The organism is Kitasatospora sp. NPDC058115, from assembly GCF_042884635.1.
Classification (GTDB): Bacteria; Actinomycetota; Actinomycetes; order Streptomycetales; family Streptomycetaceae; genus Kitasatospora.
The window spans coordinates 1-18429 of sequence record NZ_JBHVTL010000057.1 but is presented as its reverse complement, the minus strand read 5'-3'; the positions used below and the strand labels follow the sequence as shown (position 1 = coordinate 18429).

Sequence of the window (18429 nt, the reverse complement as noted above, 5' to 3'; positions counted from 1 at the left end):
GCAGGGGGGACCCTGTGGGAGAGTAGGACGCCGCCGAACAATTCTTCTGAGAAGCCCCTGCCGGGGAAACCGGCAGGGGCTTTTCGCATGTCCGGTGTGCCATAGCCGCGCCCAGGGCCGCGACCGTGGCCTCCCCAAGCCCGTGGGCCCCGCCGCCCCGCCCGACCCCATCAATATGGCGCTAAAACTCCCAGCTCAGCGCCCAGATCGCTGGCAAAGCCGCGCCTGCGCCGTAGTCTCGAAGGCGAAGGGAACTGGTGTCCGGGATGGTCGCCAGGCTCGGCCGGATCAAGAATGGTGCACATGGGACGCGGCAGGCTGCGGATCTACCTCGGGGCGGCACCCGGGGTCGGTAAGACGTACGCCATGCTCGCGGAGGCGCACCGGCGGTCGGAGCGGGGAACGGACGTCGCGGTGGCGTTCGTCGAGGACCACGGGCGCCGGCACACGGCCGAGCGGGTCTCCGGCCTCGACGTGGTGCCCCGGCGGGAGCTGACGCACCGCGGGGCCGTGTTCACGGAGATGGACCTGGACGCGGTGCTGGCGCGTCGGCCGCAGGTGGTGCTGGTGGACGAGCTGGCGCACACCAATGTGCCGGGGTGCCGCAACGAGAAGCGCTGGCAGGACGTCGAGGAGCTGCTCGCGGCCGGGATCGACGTCGTCTCGACGGTGAACATCCAGCACCTGGAGTCGCTCGGCGACGTCGTCGAGGGCATCACGGGGGTGCGGCAGCGGGAGACGGTGCCGGACGAGGTGGTCCGCCGGGCCGACCAGATCGAGCTCGTCGACATGTCGCCCCAGGCGCTGCGGCGCCGGCTGGCGCACGGCAATGTGTACGCGCCGGAGAAGATCGACGCGGCGCTCGCCCACTACTTCCGGCCGGGGAACCTGACGGCGCTGCGCGAGCTGGCGCTGCTGTGGACGGCCGACCGGGTCGACGAGTACCTGCAGAAGTACCGGGCCGAGCAGGGCATCAAGGGGACCTGGCAGGCACGCGAGCGGATCGTGGTGGGTCTGACCGGCGGCCCGGAGGGCGCGACGCTGATCCGCCGGGCGGCCCGGATCGCGGCCCGCGGATCGGGCGGCGAGCTGCTGGCGGTGCACATCTCCCGCTCGGACGGGCTGGCCGGTTCGGGCTCGGGCTCGTCGCAGACGCTGATCGAGCAGCGGGCGCTGGTGGAGAGCCTGGGCGGTTCCTACCACGCGGTGCTGGGCGACGACCCGGCCGCCGGGCTGCTGGAGTTCGCGCGGGGCGTGAACGCGACGCAGATCGTGCTGGGCACCAGCCGGCGTCCGGCCTGGCAGTACGTCTACGGGCCGGGTGTGAGCGGCACGGTGACGCGTGAGTCGGGTGACATCGACGTGCACATCGTCACGCACGAGCACGCGGCGAAGGGGCGCGGGCGGATCCCGATCCGCAAGGTGACCGATCTGGGCCGCACGCGCACGGTGGCGGGCTGGCTGATCGGGGTGGCGGGGCCGCCGTTGCTCGCGCTGGTGCTCATCAACGTGCACGGCCTGGGCCTGACCACGGACATGCTGCTGTTCCTGTCGCTGACGGTGTGCGCGGCGCTGGTGGGCGGGCTGTTCCCGGCGATCGCCTCGGCGCTGGTCGGGTCCACCGCGCTGAACTACTACTTCGCGCCGCCGATCCACACGTTCACGATCGACGAGCCGCAGAACATCATGGCGGTGGCGATATTCACCACGGTCGGCATGGCCGTCGCCTCGGTGGTCGACCTGGCGGCCCGGCGCACCCACCAGGCGGCGCGCAGCCAGACCGAGGCCCAGACGCTGAGCGCGCTGGCCGGCACGGTGCTGCGCGGGTCGCCGAGCGGGGACGGGGACGGGGTGCTGACCGCGTTGCTGGAGCAGGTCCGGGAGACCTTCCAGCAGGAGTCGGTGGCCCTGCTGGAGCGGCCCGACCGGGTCGGGGCGTGGCAGGCGGTGGCGACGGCGGGCCCGCGTCCGCCGGAGCGTCCGGAGACGGCCGACGTGGACGTGCCGGTCGGGGAGACGCTGGCGCTGGTGCTGCGCGGCCGGGTGCTGCCGGGGGAGGACCGCCGGCTGCTGGGGGCGTTCGCCGCGCAGGCGGCGGTGGTGCTGGAGCGCCGCCGGCTGGCGGGGGAGGCGGCGGCCGCCCGGCGGGAGGCCGAGGGGAACCGGATCCGGACCGCGTTGCTGGCGGCCGTCTCGCACGATCTGCGCACGCCGCTCGCGGGGATCAAGGCCTCGGTGAGCTCGCTCCGTTCGGCGGACGTGGAGTGGGACGAGGAGGACGAGGCGGAACTGCTGGCGGGGATCGAGGACGGCGCCGACCGGCTCGACCATCTGATCAACAATCTGCTCGACATGAGCCGGCTGCAGACCGGAACGGTCACGCCGCTGATCCAGGAGACCGACCTGGACGAGGTGGTGCCGTTCGCGCTGGGCGGGGTGCCGCCGGGGGCGGTCCGGCTGGACGTGCCGGAGACCCTGCCGATGATCCGGGCCGACGGCGGGCTGCTGGAGCGCTCGCTGGCCAATCTGGTCGAGAACGCCGTGAAGTACAGCCCCGCCGGGGTGAAGGTGCTGGTCAAGGCCGACGCCCTGCACCCGGCGGACGGGCCGGGCCGGGTGGAGCTGCGGATCGTGGACCGGGGACCGGGGGTGCCGGAGGACGCCAAGGAGCGGATCTTCGCGCCGTTCCAGCGGTACGGGGACGCTCCGCGCGGTGCCGGGGTGGGGCTGGGGCTCGCGGTGGCGCGCGGGTTCGTCGAGGCGATGGACGGCACGGTGTCCGCCGAGGACACCCCGGGCGGCGGGCTGACCATGGTCGTCACCCTACCCGCCGTCGAGCGCGTCGCGGACCCCGACGGGCCGCGGCCGGAGGACCCCGGAGAACCGGATCCCGGAGAACCGGACACCGGTGGACCGGACGCCGACGAGCCGGCACCGGCCCCGCCCCCGGCATGACCACACCCGCTCTCCGACGACCGCTGCACGACCACTTCCGATCAGACCGACAGCCCCGAAAGGCGGAGCCCGCATGACCCGGGTCCTCGTCGTGGACGACGAACCGCAGATCGTCCGCGCGCTGGTGATCAACCTCAAGGCCCGCAAGTACGAGGTCGACGCGGCGCACGACGGCGCGAGCGCCCTGGAACTCGCCGCCGCCCGCCACCCCGACGTCGTCGTCCTCGACCTCGGCCTGCCCGACATGGACGGGGTCGAGGTGATCAGGGGCCTGCGCGGCTGGACCAGGGTGCCGATCATCGTGCTCTCCGCCCGGCACGCTTCCGACGAGAAGGTCGAGGCGCTGGACGCCGGCGCCGACGACTACGTCACCAAGCCCTTCGGGATGGACGAGCTGCTGGCCCGGATGCGCGCCGCCGTGCGCCGCGCCGAACCGGTCGCCGGGGAGGACGGCTCGGTGGTGGTCACCGACAGCTTCACCGTCGACCTGGCGGCGAAGAAGGTGAACCGCGACGGCACCGACATCCGCCTTACCCCGACCGAGTGGCATCTGCTGGAGGTCCTGGTCCGCAACGCGGGCCGGCTGGTCAGCCAGACCCAGCTGCTCCAGGAAGTCTGGGGCCCGGCCTACCGGACCGAGACGAACTACCTGCGGGTCTACCTCGCCCAGCTGCGGCGCAAGCTCGAACGGGACCCCTCGCACCCGCGGCACTTCATCACCGAGCCCGGCATGGGCTACCGCTTCGAGGGGTGAGCGGGCGGCCGCTCGCAGTGGCCCCGCGGCCGTCGCGCCGCGCCCCCGGGGAGCCCGGGCGACCCGCGCGGCCTGCCGCCGGGGCCCCCGGAACCGGTACCCTTCCGGCATGAGTGGTGACAACAGCAGCGGGCCGCCGCAGGGGCGCTTCCGCCGCATGCTCAGCCGGCTGACCTCCTCCACCGAGGAGTTGGAGGCCGAGGAGCTGCGCCAGGAGAGCGCCGCGGAGTCGGGCTGCACGCCGATCGCCAGCTGCGGGGACCGGCAACTGGTCACCGTCGCCGGCACCCTGCGCACCGTGACGCTCCGCCCGCGGGCCGGGGTGCCCGCGCTGGAGGCGGAGCTCTTCGACGGCACCGAGGCGCTGGACGTGGTCTGGCTCGGGCGCCGCTCCATCGCGGGCATCGAGCCGGGGCGGCGTCTGGTCGCCAGCGGCCGGATCAGCCACGCGCGCGGCCGCCGGGTGCTGTTCAACCCCCGCTACGAGCTGCGTCCGGTCGGACACGGGAGCGAATGAGCGTGAGCAACCAGCCCGGCGGCGAGCCCGCCGCCCAGCTCGGCCTGGTGAACGCCGTCCGGGACGAGGAGGCGGAGCGGCAGGCCTCCCGCGAGGCCGCCGACACCGTGATGAAGGCGTTCGGCGGGGTCCGCGGCATGGTCGACATGACCTTGCCCGGCCTGGTCTTCATCGTCACCTACAACATCACCCACCAGGTGCCCGCCGCGGCCTGGGCGGCGCTGGGCCTGAGCGCGCTGTTCGTGGTGGCGCGGCTGCTGAAGCGGGAGACCGTCCAGCACGCCTTCAGCGGAGTGTTCGGGGTCGCCATCGGCGCCTGGATCTCGATGAAGACCGGCAAGGCGGAGAACTTCTACCTGCCGGGCCTGCTCTGGAACGTCGGCTACTGCGTGGGCCTCGCCGTCTCGGCGCTGGTCCGCTGGCCGCTGATCGGCATCATGCTCGGCCCGGTGACCGGCGAGATGTTCACCTGGCGCAAGCAGAACCCGGGCCGGCTGGCCGCCTACACCAAGGCGACCTGGGCGTGGGTGCTGATCATGGGCATCAAGCCGGTGATCCTCTTCCCGCTGTACTTCACCCACAACGTCAACCTGCTGGGCTGGCTGAAGGTCGCGCTGGGCATCCCGCCGCTGCTGCTGGCGATGTACGTGACCTGGCAGATCCTGCTGAAGGCGCCGCCGCCGATCAAGGCGCAGCTGGACGACGAGCCGGCGCCGGAGCACTCCGCCGGCGAGCCGCCCGCCGGCCGGTAGCCCCCGGCGACGGCGGACCGGCGAACGGCCGGGGCCCGCACTCCGAGTGAGTGCGGGCCCCGGCCGTTTTCGTTCCCGCGCTACTGGGCGCCGGCCGAGCTGGACAGCAGGTCCTCCAGCTCCTCCTCGCGCTCCTGGGCGGCCACGAAGAGCAGCTCGTCGCCGCCCTCCAGGGTGTCGTCCTTGCCGGGCACCAGGACCCGGCCCTCGCGGAGGATGGTCACCAGCGCGGTGTCCGGCGGCCACGGCACGTCGCCGACCCGGGTGCCGACCAGCTCGGTGTCCTCGGCGAGGGTCAGCTCGACGAGGTTGGCGTTGCCCTGGCTGAAGCGCATCAGCCGGACCAGGTCGCCGACGCTGACCGCCTCCTCGACCAGGGCGGACATCAGGCGCGGGGTGGAGACGGCCACGTCCACGCCCCAGGACTCGTTGAAGAGCCACTCGTTCTTCGGGTTGTTCACCCGGGCGACCACCCGCGGCACGCCGTACTCGGTCTTCGCGAGCAGCGAGACGACGAGGTTGACCTTGTCGTCACCGGTGGCGGCGATCACCACGTGGCAGCGCTGCAGCGCGGCCTCGTCCAGCGAGGTGATCTCGCAGGCGTCGGCCAGCAGCCACTCGGCCATGGGCACCCGCTCCACCGAGATGGAGTTCGGGTTCTTGTCGATCAGCAGGACCTCGTGGCCGTTCTCCAGCAGCTCGCCCGCGATCGAGCGGCCGACGGCGCCGGCCCCGGCAATGGCGACTCGCATCAGTGACCTTCCTTCTGCGGGCCCTGCGCGAACGCGGCCTCGACCGCCGTCAGGTCGGCCCGGCGCAGCATCACGTGCACCAGGTCGCCCTCCTGCACCACCATCTGGGGCGAGGGCAGCACGCCCTCGCCGAGCCGGGTGACGAACGACACCCGGGAGCCGGAGGCGGCCTCCAGCTCGCTCACCCGGTGGCCCACCCACTCCGGGGCGTAGGCGACCTCGGCGAGCTGGACGGCTCCGCTCGGGTCCTGCCAGAGCGGCTCGGCGCCGCTCGGCAGCAGCCGGCGCAGCATCTGGTCGGCCGTCCAGCGGACGGTGGCGACGGTGGGGATGCCCAGGCGCTGGTAGACCTCGGCACGCCGGGGGTCGTAGATCCGGGCCGCGACGTTCTCCACACCGAAGTTCTCCCGGGCCACCCGGGCGGCGATGATGTTGGAGTTGTCACCGCTGGAGACGGCGGCGAAGGCACCCGCCTCCTCGATGCCCGCCTCCTTCAGGGTGTCCTGGTCGAAGCCGACCCCGGTCACCCGGCGCCCGTTGAACCCGGCGCCCAGCCGGCGGAAGGCCGTCGGGTCCTGGTCGACCACGGCCACCGAGTGGCCCTGTTTCTCCAGCGCGCGGGCGAGTGCGGAGCCCACCCGGCCGCAGCCCATGATGACGATGTGCACCGGCGCTACCTCACCCGTCCTATTGGGGCCATGACCTGCGCAAACACCGTTCGATCTCCGTTTCCCCGCCCCGCTCTCGGGGGTGGGCGTCCTCGTGGGGCTCGGCACGACAACCACAGTGTTGCCCGCCTGCTCGTATCCGACACGCTAGCCGGTCCACCGAACACAGTCGCGACGAAGGGGGGCACGAACGGGGGGCGTCCGTCGGACCGGACGCCGCACTGCCCCTACGATTCCTTAACGTGCCTATGCCGACTGACCTTCCGAAACGCATCCTCATCGGGCGTGCGTTGCGCAGCGACAAGCTGGGGGAGACGCTGCTCCCCAAGCGCATCGCGCTGCCCGTCTTCGCCTCGGACGCGCTCTCCTCGGTCGCGTACGCGCCCGAGGAGATCCTGCTGACCCTCTCCCTGGCGGGCGCCTCCGCCATCCACTTCTCGTGGCAGATCGGCGTCGTGGTCGCCATCGTCATGCTCGCGGTGGTGGCCTCGTACCGGCAGAACGTGCACGCGTACCCGAGCGGCGGCGGCGACTACGAGGTCGCCACCGTGAACCACGGCCCGAACTCCGGCCTGGTGGTCGCGAGCGCGCTGATGGTCGACTACATCCTCACCGTGGCGGTCTCCACCACCTCGGGCGTGGCCAACGTGGTGTCGGCGGTGCCCGCGCTGCGCGGCCACGAGCTGACCCTGTCGGTCGTCGTGGTCATCCTGCTGATGGGGATGAACCTGCGCGGTGTCCGGGAGTCCGGCACGGCCTTCGCCGTTCCGACCTACGCCTTCATGATCGGCGTGCTCGGCATGGTGGTGTACGGGGTGGTCCGGCACTTCGGGATGGGGCAGGACATGCCCTCGGAGAGCTCGGGCTTCCACCTGGAGGCGACCCCGGGCAACGAGAACCTGGCCGGGTTCGCCATGGTGTTCCTGCTGCTCAAGGCGTTCTCCTCGGGCTGTGCGGCGCTGACCGGCGTGGAGGCGATCTCCAACGGCGTGCCGGCGTTCCGCAAGCCGAAGAGCAAGAACGCGGCGACCACCCTGCTGATGATGGCGACCATCGCGGTCGTGATGTTCATGGGCATCATCTGGCTGGCGCGGCTGACCGGCGTCCAGATGGCCGAGGAGTCCCACCAGCTGGTCGGCGCGCCCGGCGACTACCACCAGAAGACCGCGCTGGCCCAGATCAGCGAGGCGGTGTTCTCGAACTTCACGCCGGGCTTCTACTTCGTCGCCGCCGTCACCGGGCTGATCCTGGTGCTGGCCGCCAACACCGCGTTCAACGGCTTCCCGGTGCTGGGCTCGATCCTGGCCCAGGACCGCTACCTGCCGCGCCAGCTGCACACCCGCGGCGACCGGCTGGCCTTCTCCAACGGCATCATCCTGCTGGCGCTGGCCGCGATCCTGTTCATCATCGCCTTCGACGCGGACCCGACCCGGCTGATCCAGCTGTACATCGTCGGCGTCTTCGTGTCGTTCAACATGAGCCAGTCCGGCATGATCCGGCACTGGACCAGGAACCTGCGCACCGAGACCGACCCGGCCAAGCGCCGCCACATGCAGCGCAGCCGGGCGATCAACACCTTCGGCCTGGTGATGACCATGGCGGTGCTGATCGTCGTGCTCGCCACCAAGATCAGCCACGCCTGGATCGCCATCGCGGCGATGGTCGTGCTGTTCGTGATGATGAAGGCGATCCGCCGGCACTACGACCGGGTCTCCGCGGAGCTGGTCGCCGCGGAGGAGCCGGACGACGTGGTGCTGCCCACCCGGGTGCACGCGATCGTGCTGGTCTCCAAGCTGCACAAGCCGGCGCTGCGGGCGCTGGCGTACGCGCGGCTCGCGCGGGCGCACACCCTGGAGGCGGTGACCGTGAACGTCGACCCGGCGGACACGGCGGCGCTGCGCGCGGAGTGGGACGAGCGCGGGATCGAGGTGCCGCTGAAGGTGCTGGACTCGCCGTACCGCGAGATCACCGGGCCGGTCCTGGACTACGTGAAGAACCTGCGCCGCAGCAGCCCGCGCGACGTGGTGTCGGTCTACATCCCCGAGTACGTGGTCGGCCACTGGTACGAGCACCTGCTGCACAACCAGAGCGCGCTGCGGCTGAAGGGCCGGCTGCTGTTCAAGCCGGGCGTGATGGTGACCTCGGTGCCGTGGCAGCTGGAGTCCTCGGAGCGGCGCAAGCCGCAGAAGGCCTGGTCGGCGCCGGGTTCCGTCCGGCGTGGTGAGCCCCGGGCGCCCAAGGCCGTAAAGTCGGAAGTCTCGGCGAAGCCCGCCGGCCCGGCCGATCGCAGCGCGAAGGACTCCTCCCAGTGACCCGCAACACCCCGTCTCGTTCCCATGGCTCCTCGGGCAAGGGTGCCCGCAAGGGCGGTGCCTCCGCCAAGCCCGGGCAGGTCGCCCGGCCGCGCTGGGGCAAGCCGTCGCGCCCGGAGGCGACCGACCGCGACGGGTTCACCGCGCGGACGGCGCCGCTCGCGCCGGAGGAGCGCGCCCCGGGGCGTGCTCCTGAGCGCACCTCGGAGCGCGGCTCGGAGCGCGCGGAGCAGCCGTCGCGCCCGGAGCGCGGCGCGCGTGCCGAGCGTGCCGAGCGCCCGGAGGGTGGTGCACGGCAGGAGGGCGGCGCGCGCCCTCGCAAGCAGGCCGTGCGCCCGCCCCGGGCGCTGCGCAACGCCACCCGCTCCCCCCGGGCCGAGGCCGCCCCCAAGGCCGCCGGCGCCCCCAGGGCGCCGAAGGCCCCCACCGGCGACCCGCTGGTCGGCGAGCGCTACGAGGTCGAGGTCGGCCCCGTCGCACACGGCGGCGGGCACTGCGTGGCCCGGCACGAGGGCCGGGTGCTGTTCGTCCGGCACGCGCTGCCGGGCGAGAAGGTGATCGCGCAGGTCACCGAGGGCACCACCACCTCCCGCTTCCTGCGGGCCGACGCGGTGGAGGTGCTGGAGCCCGCCAAGGAGCGGATCACCCCGCCGTGCCCGTTCGCCGGGCCCGGCAAGTGCGGCGGCTGCGACTGGCAGCACGTGACGCCGGGCGGCCAGCGCAAGCTCAAGGTGCAGGTGCTGACCGAGCAGCTGGCCAAGCTGGCCGGCCTGACCCCGGACGAGGCCGGCTGGGACGGCAGCGTCGAGCCGGTCGGCGGCAAGCTGCCGGCCGGCCAGGTGCCGGCCTGGCGCACCCGCGTCCAGTACGCGGTCGACCCGGCCGGCGGCAGGGCCGGGCTGCGCAAGCACCGCTCGCACGACGTCCAGCCGGTCGACCGCTGCCTGATCGCCGCCGAGGGCGTCACCGAGCTGGGCGTGGAGTCCCGCGACTGGCCGGGCGTCGTCTCGGTCGAGGTGATCGCCGCCTCCGGCTCCTCGGACCGCCAGGTGGTGCTCACCCCGGCGCCGGGCGCCCAGCTGCCGCTGGTCGAGCTGGACCGCCCGGTCTCCATCGCCCGCATCGACGAGCAGGGCAACACCCACAAGGTGCACGGGCGCGGCTTCGTGCGCGAGCGCGCCGCCGGGCGGACCTGGCGGGTCAGCAACGGCGGTTTCTGGCAGATCCACCCCGAGGCGCCGGACACCCTGGTCGACGCCGTCCTCGACGGCCTGGACCCGCAGTGGGGCGAGAACGCGCTCGACCTGTACTGCGGGGTGGGCCTGTTCGCGGGCGCGCTGGCCGACCGGGTCGGCGAGGACGGCGCGGTGCTCGGCATCGAGTCGGGCAAGCAGGCGGTGGCCGACGCCCGGCACAACCTGGCCGCGGTGGAGAACGTCCGGATCGAGTGCGACCGGGTGGAGTCGCTGCTGCCGCGCACCGGCATCACCGAGACCGACCTCATCGTGCTCGACCCGCCGCGCGCGGGGGCCGGGCGCGAGACCGTCGCCCACCTGGCCGGGCTCGGCGCCCGCCGCATCGCCTACGTCGCCTGCGACCCGGCGGCCCTCGCCCGGGACCTCGGCTTCTTCCGCGAGGGCGGCTACCGGCCGGTCTCGCTGCGGGCCTTCGACCTGTTCCCGATGACCCACCACTTCGAGTGCGTGGCGATCCTGGAGCCGGCCGGGGGCGAGTGACGCGCCGACGACCGACGGAGGCGGCGCCCGGGAATCCCGGGCGCCGCCTCCGTCCGTCGTGCGCCGCCGGCCGCCTCTCGTCGCCGGGTGCCGAGGGCGGGCTCAGGGCAGGGGGTGTTCCTGCTCCCGGGGCTCGTGCGGCAGGGTGATGCCGTGCTGGGCGGCGAGGCGGATCAGTGCGGCGATCCGGCCCTCGTACGCCTGGACGCCGTCGGCGTCCCCTTCGGCCCGGGCGGCCGCGAGTTCCTTGCGGGCCTGGGCGAGCTGCTCGCGCAGCTCCTGGTCGAACATGGCTGTCATTGCCGGCCTCCACACCGGTCGGTGCCGCTTGAGGGATTGCTCGGGGCACTTCAGAGTCTCCGAAGGTGAAGAACTCTTCAAGTCTCCCTCCCGGCGGGTGCCGGGCGCGGCGGCGGGCGTGCGCGGGGGCCGCGCGCGCCCTTGTTGTGCTAGCACTTCAGCGCTAGCTTGAGGTTCATGGGTAAGAAGCAGCTGAACGTCCGGGTGGACGCCACCACCGCGGAGATGGCCCGGGAACGGGCGGAGCAGCAGGGGATCAGCATGAACCAGTACATCGAGCGCCTGGTCCAGCAGGACATGGGCGAGGCCGGGCGGGTGTTCGTCGACGCGGCCGCCCAGTTCATGAAGGAGTACGAGACGGCGTTCCTCGCCGAGTTCGGCGAGCAGCGGGGCGGGGCCGACCTCCAGGACGTGCGCCGTTGAAGCTGGAGGTCGACCTCTCGTGGCTGCTCATGACCGCCGAGCAGTACACGCCCGGTGACCCGCAGGTCACCGACTACGGATCGCTGCTGGCCGCCGTCGCCCGGCACCAGGCCGAGATCTTCGACATCTCCGTCTACCCCGAACCGCAGGACCGCGCCGCCGCCCTCATGCACCAGCTGATTCGGGTGCCGGCGCTGGAGAAGACCAACGAACTGTTCGCCACCGCCGTCGCCTACGCCTACCTGGTGGCCAGCGGCTGCACGGTGGCGACCACGGCCCGCGAGGTGCGCAGCCTCGCCCGGGCCATCCGCGAGGGGCGGCTGACCGTCTCCGGCGTGGCGGACCGGCTGGCCGCCTGGGTGGTGGACGAGGCCGAGGACGAGGAGGTCAGCGGCGAGGACGACGACGACACGGAGTGAGCGGACGCCGCTCAGCCGGTCCCGGCCGGCTCGGCGATCAGCGCGGTCGCGAACGGACGGAAACCCGCCCGCCGGTAGATCCGGGCCACGTCCTCGTCGGCCGCGGACAGGAACACCGTGCGCACCCCGTGGGCCCGGGCGTGCGCGACCAGCGCCGCGGTGACCGCCTGCCCCAGCCCGCGCCGGCGCGCCGAGGGCAGCGTGCCCACGCCCGCCACCTCGGTGACCGCGCCGACCGGGTTGTGCTGTCCCGCGCAGAGCGGCGTGCCGCCCTCGAAGGCCGCGGCGAGCACCGTGTGCCCCGAGGCGATCCGCGCGGCGATCCGCTCCGCGGTGCCGTCGGACCCCAGCACCCCGGCCCTCGCGGCGAGTTCCGCCGCCCCGGCGCCGCCCACACCGGTGCCCGGCTCCTCGAACGCCAGGTGCGGGACGGCCACCGCGTGCGCGAGCGCCGGATCGTCGGCGGCCAGCACCCGCACCGACACCCCCTGCGGCACGGCGCCCGGGGCCTGCGCGACGTCCTGCCGCGCGTCCAGCACCAGCAGCGGGTGCTCGTGCACCACCAGCCCCGCCTCCTCCACCGCCGCGCGCAGCAGCGGATCGTGCTCCGCCACCCACTCGAAGGCCTCCGGCAGCCCCAGCTCGCGCTGGCGCGCCAGCACCCGTCGGACGTCCCCGGCGGTGGCGGCCGGGCCCCGGTGGCCCAGCGCCGGGCGCGCGTAGTACGGCCAGCCGGCGCCCTCGCGCACGAACAGGCTGAGCGGGCCGAAGTCCTCGACGCGCGCGGCGGCCCGCGGGACCGCGTCGTAGTAGCGCTCGATCTCCTGGAGGAGATCCCGGCCCGGCCCGGCGGCGGCGGAGGTGTCGTCGGCTGCAAGATCGTCAGAGGTCACGCCGTGCATCCAAGCAGGCCTGGCCCCTTCCCGCCAGGCATGTGAGGCCCGGCGGCACCCGCCGGGCCCGGGCATTTCCGTGCGATTGTTGCCGAACGCTTACAGGCCGGGCGATCTTGTGTACGGACCCCATGACATCCTGGGGCCTTTACAGCTCTGCCGGACGGGAACGGCGGACGTCCGCGCTGGGCGAAGCGAGGGGGATGACTGGGTCATGAGGCTCTGCTTTCTGGTGGAGGAGCACTACCGGCACGACGGCATGCCGCTCGACGTCGTACGCCAACTCACCGCGTGGGGGCACCGGGTGGACGTGCTGCGGCCCGGCGACTCGCTGATGGCGATCTCCGAGGCGGTCCGCGCCGGAAGCCACGACGCCTGGGTGCTCAAGACCGTCTCCGGTGGGCCCGGCCTCACCCTGCTGGAGGCCGCCGCCGCCGTCGGCCTCACCACCGTCAACGACGTCCGCTCGATCCGCGGCGTGCGCGACAAGGCCCTCGCCTCCGTCATTGCCCGCACCCGCGGCCTGCCCGTCCCCGTCACCTACGCCGCCGCCCGCTGGGAACGGCTCGCCGAGATCCCGGCGGCCGAGTACCCCCTGGTCGTCAAACCCGCCGACGGCAGCTCAGGACGGGCCGTGCGCCTCGTCCGCGACCCCGGGCACCTCGCCGAACTCGGCCCGCTGCTGGCCGGCGAGGGGCTGCTCATCGCCCAGCCCTACGTGCCCAACTCCGGCACCGACCTCAAGGTGTACTGCGTCGACGGCGAGCTCTACGCCACCGAGCGGTGCTCGCCGCTCAACCCCGACCAGGGGGTGAGGGAACGCCAGGTGCCGCTGCCGGCCGAGGTCGCGCGGATCGCCGCGCAGGTCGGCGAGGTGTTCGGACTCGACCTGTACGGCGTCGACGTGCTGCTCGGCCCGGACGGGCCGGTGGTCGTCGACATCAACGACTTCCCGAGCTTCCGGAAGGTCCCGGACGCGGTCGCACGGGTCTCCCGGGCGGTCCTGCGGCTGGCCCGCACCGGCACCGCGGTCACCGCGCCGGCCGTGGCACTGGACACCACCGGACTGGAGCCGGTCGGGCTCGGCACACGGGCCGTGCGGATGCCCGCCCAGGGCGGCGGCGCGGCCGCCGGGCTCGGCGTCGGCGGCGTGGGCGTCGGCGGCACGCTGTGAGGATCGGCCTGATCACCTCCGCCCCGGACCACCCGCTGCTCGCCGCGGCCGGCGCCCTGCTGACCGCGCGCGGCCACCGCGTCGAGGCGCTCGACCCGGCGCACCCGCCCGCCGCGGGCGACGCTCCGCCCGCCGACGTCTACCTGCTCAAGGCCCGCACCCCCGCGGCCCTCGCCCTCGCCCGGTCACTGGAGGAACGCGGCGCCCCCGTCGTCAACCCGGCCGCCGCCACCGCCCTGTGCCAGGACCGCACCGCCATGGCCGACCTCGCCCGGCGGGCCGGCCTGCCCTTCGCTCCCACCCGCACCGCCGACAGCCCCGCCGCGCTGCTCGCCGCCGCCGAAGCCGGCGACCTCGCCCTCCCGCTGGTCGTCAAGAGCCGCCACAGCCGCCGCGACGACCTCGTCGCCCGCGCCGACGACCTCGCCCGGCTGCGCGCCCTCGCCGAGCAGTGGCCCGGCGAGGCCGTCGTCGCCCAGCCCTACCTGCCCAGCACCGGCTGGGACCAGAAGCTCTGGGTCGTCGCCGGGCAACTGTTCTGCACCCGCCGGCGCTCCGAACTCGCCGACCCCGGCCCCGCCCGGCCGCCGCACGGCGGGGACGCGTTCGGACCGCACGACCTGCCCGCCGAGCGCGCCCGGCTCGCGCTGCGCGTCGGCGAGGTCTTCGGCCTCGACGTCTACGGCGTCGACCTGCTCGACGGCCCGGACGAACCGGTCGTCGTCGACGTCAACGCCTTCCCCGGCATCCGGGGGCAGGCCGGCGCGCCCGAGGCCCTGGCCGCGCTCGCCCTGCGGGCCGCCGAGGCCGGCCGGCCGTCCCCGCCCGCTCCGTCCGCCCTCCCCGGCCCGCGCGAGGGCGACCCGGCGGATGCGCAACCGGACGCCGCCGCTCGTTAGGCTGGCACCCCCGGCCGGAGCCCACGACCGGGCCGCGAAAGAAGACGGACCCTTGCTGCAGGACATCGAGCCCTACCTGGCCTGCCCGCACTGCGCGCAGCCGCTCACCCTCGACGGGCGCACCCTGCGCTGCCCCGCCGGCCACAGCCACGACGTCGCCAAACAGGGCTACGTCAGCCTGCTCGCCGGCGACGCCCACACCGGCACCGGCGACACCGCCGCCATGGTCGCCGCCCGCAGCGACTTCCTCGCCGCCGGCCACTACCGGCCGATCGCCGACGCCCTCGCCGAAGCTGCCGCGGCCGCCCACCCCGAAGGCCTCGTCGCCGACCTCGGCGCCGGCACCGGCCACTACCTCGCGCACGTCCTCGATGCCCTGCCCGGCCGGCCCGGCGCCGCCCTCGACATCTCCAAGTACGCGCTGCGCCGCGCCGCCAGGGCCCACCCCCGGATCGGCGCCGTGGTCTGCGATGCCTGGCGCCCGCTGCCGCTGCTCGACGCCTCCGCGGGCCTCGTCCTCAACGTGTTCGCCCCGCGCAACGGCCCCGAGCTGCGCCGGGTGCTGCGGCCCGGCGGCACCCTGCTGCTCGTCGCGCCCACCTCGCGCCACCTGCGTGAACTCGTCACCGGGCTGGGGCTGCTGTCGGTCGACGAGGAGAAGCAGCGGCGCATCGACGAGAAACTCGGCCCCCACCTGTCACCGGCCGGGCAGCGCGAGGTGGAGTTCACGCTGCGGCTGTCCGCCGAGGACGTGCGGACCGTGGTCGGGATGGGGCCGAGCGCCTGGCACACCGATCCGGCCCGGCTGGCGCAGCGGCTCGCCGCGCTGCCGGAGCCGGTCGAGGTGACGGCGTCCGTCACCGTCGCCGCCTACCGGCGCTGAACCGGGCTCCGGCCGGCCCCGGACCGGGGGCCGCCCACCGGCCCCGGACCGCGGCGCCCACCGGCACCGAACCGGGGCTCCGACAGGAACCGAAGCGGGCCCGCGCGGCGCCGGGCCGGGCCCGCGCGCCGGTGGGCGGCGCGTGCCCGGCGCCGCGCGCCGCCGTCACCCCGATGGGATGAATCTGCCGGGCAGGCACGTTTCTGCCCCCCGACCGGCCGCTAACGTCCCACGGGTGAACCGCGACGCCACCCGGCCCGCCGTGCCGGCCCACCCGCAGCAGCGCAGTCCGGACCCCGGCGTGCCGACCGTCCGGCGCCCGATCGTCGAGGAGATCCGCCTCGCCTCGTTCAAGTCCTACCGGCGCGCGAGCCTCCCGCTCGCGCCCCTCACCGTGCTGCACGGCCCCGCCGGCGTCGGCAAGTCCAATGCGCTCGACGCCCTCGCCGTCCTCTCCCGGCTCGCCCTCGGCGAGGAGATCGGCACCTCCCTCGACGGACGGCCCGGCACCACCGGCCCCCTCGCCAAACCCGTGCGCGGCGGCCTCGACGGCTGCGTGCCGCACGGCCGCAACGCCCTCATCCTCGGCTGCACCGTCCGCTCCCCGGACGGGCCGATCGGCCTCGAACTCGTCATCCGCACCGACGGGCCGGTCCGCGTCGCCCGGGAGAAGCTCACCCTCGACGGCCAGACCCTCGTCGAGACCGGCGAACAGGACGTGCGCAAGGGCCGCGTCAACGTCAGCTGGCACAACGACACCCGCCAGGGCGACATCCGCGCCCCGTTCCCCAGCGGCACGCTGATCACCGCCCAGATCCCGCTGCGGGTCGCCGGCTCCTCGCCGGGCGAACGCAAGGTCCTCGCCGCCGCCGAACAGCTCCTCACCGCGCTGCGCGAGGTCTTCCCCGTCCACCCCGTGCCCGCCCTGATGCGCGGCTGGGCCCGCCCCGACCCGCAGGCCCGGCTGCTCAGCACCGCCGCCAACATCTCCGCCGTCATCGCCCGGCTCAGCAACGAGTGCACCCGCCGCTACGGGCAACTGCTGCGCGTCGTCCAGTCCGCCGCCCCGCACCCGCTGCTCGGCCTCGACCTCGCCCACCGCGGCAGCGGCGCCGAGCAGCGGGTGCTCGCCGTGTTCGACGAGGGCCTCCTCGGGCGCACCGGCGCCGACCAGGCCTCCGACGGGATGCTGCGCCACCTGGCGTTCGCCGCGGTGCTGCTCACCGGCGCCGGGGTGCTGGACCTCGACGTGGCGGCCGAGGTGCCGTGGGCGCAGCGGCAGCTCACCGTGCTCGCCGACGACCTCGGCGCGGGGCTCGGCACCGACCAGACCGCGTCGCTGCTGCGGCTCGCCCGGGACATGGCGGGGCGCAACCAGCTGCGGGTGCTGGCCACGCTCCAGGAGCCGGCTGCGGCGCGGGACGCGCTGGGCGGGGCGGGCGAGCTGCCCGCCGGGGCGGCGGTGGTGGAGTGCCGGCGCGATCCCGGTTCGGGGCTGACGGTGCTGCGGCCGGAGACGGCGCGGGTGCCGGCCCAGGCGGTGCGGGACGTCTCCGCGGCCCCGTCGCCGTCGCCGACGCTCCGTCCGGTGGCCGGTGATGCGGTAGACCTGGACGGGTGAACGAACGAGAGACGGAAGACCTCGCCCCCACCCTGGAAGAGCTGCGGCAGCGGCTGTTGGACTTCGCCGCCGCCCGGCGCTGGGAGCCCTTCCACACGCCCAAGAACCTCGCCGCGGCGCTGACCGTGGAGGCGGGTGAGCTGCTGGAGATCTTCCAGTGGCTCACGCCCGAGCAGGCGTCCGCGGTGATGGCCGACCCGGACCGCGCCCACCGGGTGCGGGACGAGGTGGCCGACGTGCTCGCCTACCTGCTGCAGTTCTGCACGGCGGTGGGGGTCGATCCGCTGCCGGCCCTGGCGGCCAAGATCGAGCGGAACGAGCTGCGCTTCCCGGTCCCCGGCGCTCCTGCGGCCGGGGACGGCGGCGTCAACCCGGAGGGCGCCTCCTAGGCCTTGTGGGGGACGGGAGTTGTCCACACCCCCCGGGTTGTCCACAGCTTTCCCGTCTGCCCGTGCAGGCCCTTCCGTCCCGGCGCACTCTCTCACCGTGACCGCACGGCAGGGCGCCGCGCGAGTGACGGAAGGAGGGCGCGGCATGGAGGCGCTGCGACTGATCAAGACCGCCCGGCACGCCCTGGCGGAGACCAGGAACATCCCGGACGTGCTGGCCGAGGCCCGGCAGGCGGCCCTGCTCGCCGAGGCGGTGGGCGCCCGGCTCGTGCGGGACGAGGATGGTGAACTCGCCGGGCTCGGGCAGCAGTTGTCCGAGGCGGCGCTGCACGCCGCGTGCTGCCTGGACCATGCGACGGGGGATGTGGCGGGGGCGTCGGCCTTCGGGCCCGGCAGTCGGGCCCGAAGGCTCGGCGACCTCGGCGAGCTCGGGCCGATGCTGGACGAACTCGGCGGGCTGCTGAGGGACATCGGGGAGACGTTGGTCGTGCTGGCCTGCGGGGCCGGCACCGAGAGCCTCTACTGGGCGTGCATCGACGGCGTCGACGCCGGGGCGGAGTGCACCCAGCTGGTCGGCGAACTGCGGGACGCCGTGCGGCGGATCGCGGGCGAGCGCCCGGAGGAGGCGGAGGACGGGCTGCTGGTGTTCCAGCTCGACCCGCCGACGGGGGAGGTGGTTCCGACGCCGGTGGCGTGAGGGACGGCGAGTGGTTCCTGGACGGTCGGCGCCGCCGTCCAGTGGCCCCTCTCCGCAGTGGCGGTAGCCGGACGCGGCCCCACCACTGCACCCGACCAGGGGTACCGCCCACCGCCCGACGCGGTCGTGTCGTGTGGGCGCAATGGGACAACTGGATAGCGGGGTGGTGGGTGCGGGAGCGGGAAGGGCGGAGGGAGGGAGGGGGAGGGGGGCGGGGGCCCCCGCCGGCGCGCCCGGGGGGCCCCCCCCCGCCCACCCCGCCGTCCCACCGCCAACCCAGCCCCG

General features: G+C 74.3%; 18 protein-coding genes. 14 read left to right on the top strand and 4 right to left on the bottom strand.

What is annotated here, in order from left to right:
* Positions 1–303 precede the first annotated feature (303 nt).
* From ACFVVL_RS34930 to ACFVVL_RS34915, 4 genes are all read left to right on the top strand, one after another.
* On the top strand, positions 304–2955 hold the full coding sequence (locus ACFVVL_RS34930; protein ID WP_387682553.1) for an ATP-binding protein: 2652 nt from the start codon (positions 304–306) through the stop codon (positions 2953–2955).
* Between the two features lie 73 nt (positions 2956–3028).
* Positions 3029–3709, top strand: a complete 681-nt coding sequence (locus tag ACFVVL_RS34925) for a response regulator (protein WP_387682550.1) — start codon at positions 3029–3031, stop codon at positions 3707–3709.
* A gap of 109 nt (positions 3710–3818) precedes the next feature.
* Positions 3819–4226 carry an OB-fold nucleic acid binding domain-containing protein gene (locus ACFVVL_RS34920; RefSeq protein ID WP_350555533.1) on the top strand — a complete coding sequence of 136 codons (408 nt, stop codon included), beginning with the start codon at positions 3819–3821 and terminating at the stop codon, positions 4224–4226.
* Positions 4223–4978 (top strand): DUF3159 domain-containing protein, encoded by a 756-nt coding sequence (locus tag ACFVVL_RS34915; protein WP_387682547.1) that lies wholly within the window; start codon positions 4223–4225, stop codon positions 4976–4978. Before ACFVVL_RS34920 ends, ACFVVL_RS34915 begins: the two co-directional genes overlap by 4 nt.
* 80 nt (positions 4979–5058) lie before the next feature.
* Here ACFVVL_RS34915 and ACFVVL_RS34910 read toward each other — a convergent pair whose 3' ends face one another.
* Both ACFVVL_RS34910 and ACFVVL_RS34905 read right to left on the bottom strand, forming a co-directional pair.
* Positions 5059–5730, bottom strand: a complete 672-nt coding sequence (locus tag ACFVVL_RS34910; protein ID WP_355376057.1) for a TrkA family potassium uptake protein — start codon at positions 5728–5730, stop codon at positions 5059–5061.
* Entirely contained in the window at positions 5730–6398 is a 669-nt protein-coding gene (locus ACFVVL_RS34905; protein ID WP_380296547.1) for a potassium channel family protein, read from the bottom strand. Before ACFVVL_RS34905 ends, ACFVVL_RS34910 begins: the two co-directional genes overlap by 1 nt.
* A gap of 248 nt (positions 6399–6646) precedes the next feature.
* Between ACFVVL_RS34905 and ACFVVL_RS34900 the strand changes: the two genes are divergently transcribed.
* Both ACFVVL_RS34900 and ACFVVL_RS34895 read left to right on the top strand, forming a co-directional pair.
* The gene (locus ACFVVL_RS34900; protein ID WP_387682557.1) at positions 6647–8710 is read left to right on the top strand and encodes an APC family permease; all 2064 of its coding nucleotides are present in this window, start codon (positions 6647–6649) and stop codon (positions 8708–8710) included.
* Between the two features lie 437 nt (positions 8711–9147).
* Entirely contained in the window at positions 9148–10446 is a 1299-nt protein-coding gene (locus ACFVVL_RS34895; protein ID WP_380296554.1) for a class I SAM-dependent RNA methyltransferase, read from the top strand.
* Positions 10447–10548: 102 nt separating this feature from the next.
* On the opposite strand, the gene ACFVVL_RS34890 is transcribed toward ACFVVL_RS34895, so the two are convergent.
* On the bottom strand, positions 10549–10746 hold the full coding sequence (locus ACFVVL_RS34890; RefSeq protein ID WP_380296546.1) for a hypothetical protein: 198 nt from the start codon (positions 10744–10746) through the stop codon (positions 10549–10551).
* Positions 10747–10923: 177 nt separating this feature from the next.
* Between ACFVVL_RS34890 and ACFVVL_RS34885 the strand changes: the two genes are divergently transcribed.
* The gene (locus ACFVVL_RS34885) at positions 10924–11169 is read left to right on the top strand and encodes a toxin-antitoxin system HicB family antitoxin (RefSeq protein ID WP_344332776.1); all 246 of its coding nucleotides are present in this window, start codon (positions 10924–10926) and stop codon (positions 11167–11169) included.
* Positions 11166–11588, top strand: a complete 423-nt coding sequence (locus tag ACFVVL_RS34880; protein ID WP_380296545.1) for a fic family toxin-antitoxin system, toxin component — start codon at positions 11166–11168, stop codon at positions 11586–11588. The genes ACFVVL_RS34885 and ACFVVL_RS34880 overlap by 4 nt, the downstream gene beginning before the upstream one ends.
* Positions 11589–11599: 11 nt before the next feature.
* Here ACFVVL_RS34880 and ACFVVL_RS34875 read toward each other — a convergent pair whose 3' ends face one another.
* Complete coding sequence (locus ACFVVL_RS34875; protein ID WP_387682542.1) at positions 11600–12481, bottom strand: GNAT family N-acetyltransferase; 882 nt, start codon at positions 12479–12481, stop codon at positions 11600–11602.
* 214 nt (positions 12482–12695) lie between these two features.
* On the opposite strand from ACFVVL_RS34875, the gene ACFVVL_RS34870 reads away from it, so the two are divergent.
* The 6 genes from ACFVVL_RS34870 to ACFVVL_RS34845 all read left to right on the top strand — a co-directional run bounded on the left by ACFVVL_RS34870 (position 12696) and on the right by ACFVVL_RS34845 (position 18144).
* Positions 12696–13655 carry a RimK family alpha-L-glutamate ligase gene (locus ACFVVL_RS34870; RefSeq protein ID WP_387682539.1) on the top strand — a complete coding sequence of 320 codons (960 nt, stop codon included), beginning with the start codon at positions 12696–12698 and terminating at the stop codon, positions 13653–13655.
* Positions 13652–14554: a RimK family alpha-L-glutamate ligase gene (locus ACFVVL_RS34865; RefSeq protein ID WP_387682536.1), complete on the top strand. Its 903-nt coding sequence runs from the start codon at positions 13652–13654 to the stop codon at positions 14552–14554. Before ACFVVL_RS34870 ends, ACFVVL_RS34865 begins: the two co-directional genes overlap by 4 nt.
* Positions 14555–14606: 52 nt before the next feature.
* Positions 14607–15437 carry a putative RNA methyltransferase gene (locus tag ACFVVL_RS34860; protein ID WP_387682533.1) on the top strand — a complete coding sequence of 277 codons (831 nt, stop codon included), beginning with the start codon at positions 14607–14609 and terminating at the stop codon, positions 15435–15437.
* A 235-nt stretch (positions 15438–15672) separates the two neighbouring features.
* Entirely contained in the window at positions 15673–17058 is a 1386-nt protein-coding gene (locus ACFVVL_RS34855; RefSeq protein WP_387682530.1) for an AAA family ATPase, read from the top strand.
* Positions 17055–17447 (top strand): nucleotide pyrophosphohydrolase, encoded by a 393-nt coding sequence (locus ACFVVL_RS34850; RefSeq protein ID WP_387682527.1) that lies wholly within the window; start codon positions 17055–17057, stop codon positions 17445–17447. The genes ACFVVL_RS34855 and ACFVVL_RS34850 overlap by 4 nt, the downstream gene beginning before the upstream one ends.
* Positions 17448–17592: 145 nt before the next feature.
* The gene (locus ACFVVL_RS34845) at positions 17593–18144 is read left to right on the top strand and encodes a DUF6099 family protein (protein WP_387682525.1); all 552 of its coding nucleotides are present in this window, start codon (positions 17593–17595) and stop codon (positions 18142–18144) included.
* Positions 18145–18429 lie beyond the last annotated feature (285 nt).

Coding starts and splice junctions, on each gene's coding strand:
- ACFVVL_RS34870 (WP_387682539.1), top strand. CDS start 12,696: ATGAGGCTCTGCTTTCTGGTGGAGGAGCACTACCGGCACGACGGCATG.
- ACFVVL_RS34915 (WP_387682547.1), top strand. CDS start 4,223: ATGAGCGTGAGCAACCAGCCCGGCGGCGAGCCCGCCGCCCAGCTCGGC.
- ACFVVL_RS34920 (WP_350555533.1), top strand. CDS start 3,819: ATGAGTGGTGACAACAGCAGCGGGCCGCCGCAGGGGCGCTTCCGCCGC.
- ACFVVL_RS34910 (WP_355376057.1), bottom strand. CDS start 5,730: ATGCGAGTCGCCATTGCCGGGGCCGGCGCCGTCGGCCGCTCGATCGCG.
- ACFVVL_RS34885 (WP_344332776.1), top strand. CDS start 10,924: ATGGGTAAGAAGCAGCTGAACGTCCGGGTGGACGCCACCACCGCGGAG.
- ACFVVL_RS34930 (WP_387682553.1), top strand. CDS start 304: ATGGGACGCGGCAGGCTGCGGATCTACCTCGGGGCGGCACCCGGGGTC.
- ACFVVL_RS34925 (WP_387682550.1), top strand. CDS start 3,029: ATGACCCGGGTCCTCGTCGTGGACGACGAACCGCAGATCGTCCGCGCG.
- ACFVVL_RS34845 (WP_387682525.1), top strand. CDS start 17,593: ATGGAGGCGCTGCGACTGATCAAGACCGCCCGGCACGCCCTGGCGGAG.
- ACFVVL_RS34900 (WP_387682557.1), top strand. CDS start 6,647: ATGCCGACTGACCTTCCGAAACGCATCCTCATCGGGCGTGCGTTGCGC.
- ACFVVL_RS34890 (WP_380296546.1), bottom strand. CDS start 10,746: ATGACAGCCATGTTCGACCAGGAGCTGCGCGAGCAGCTCGCCCAGGCC.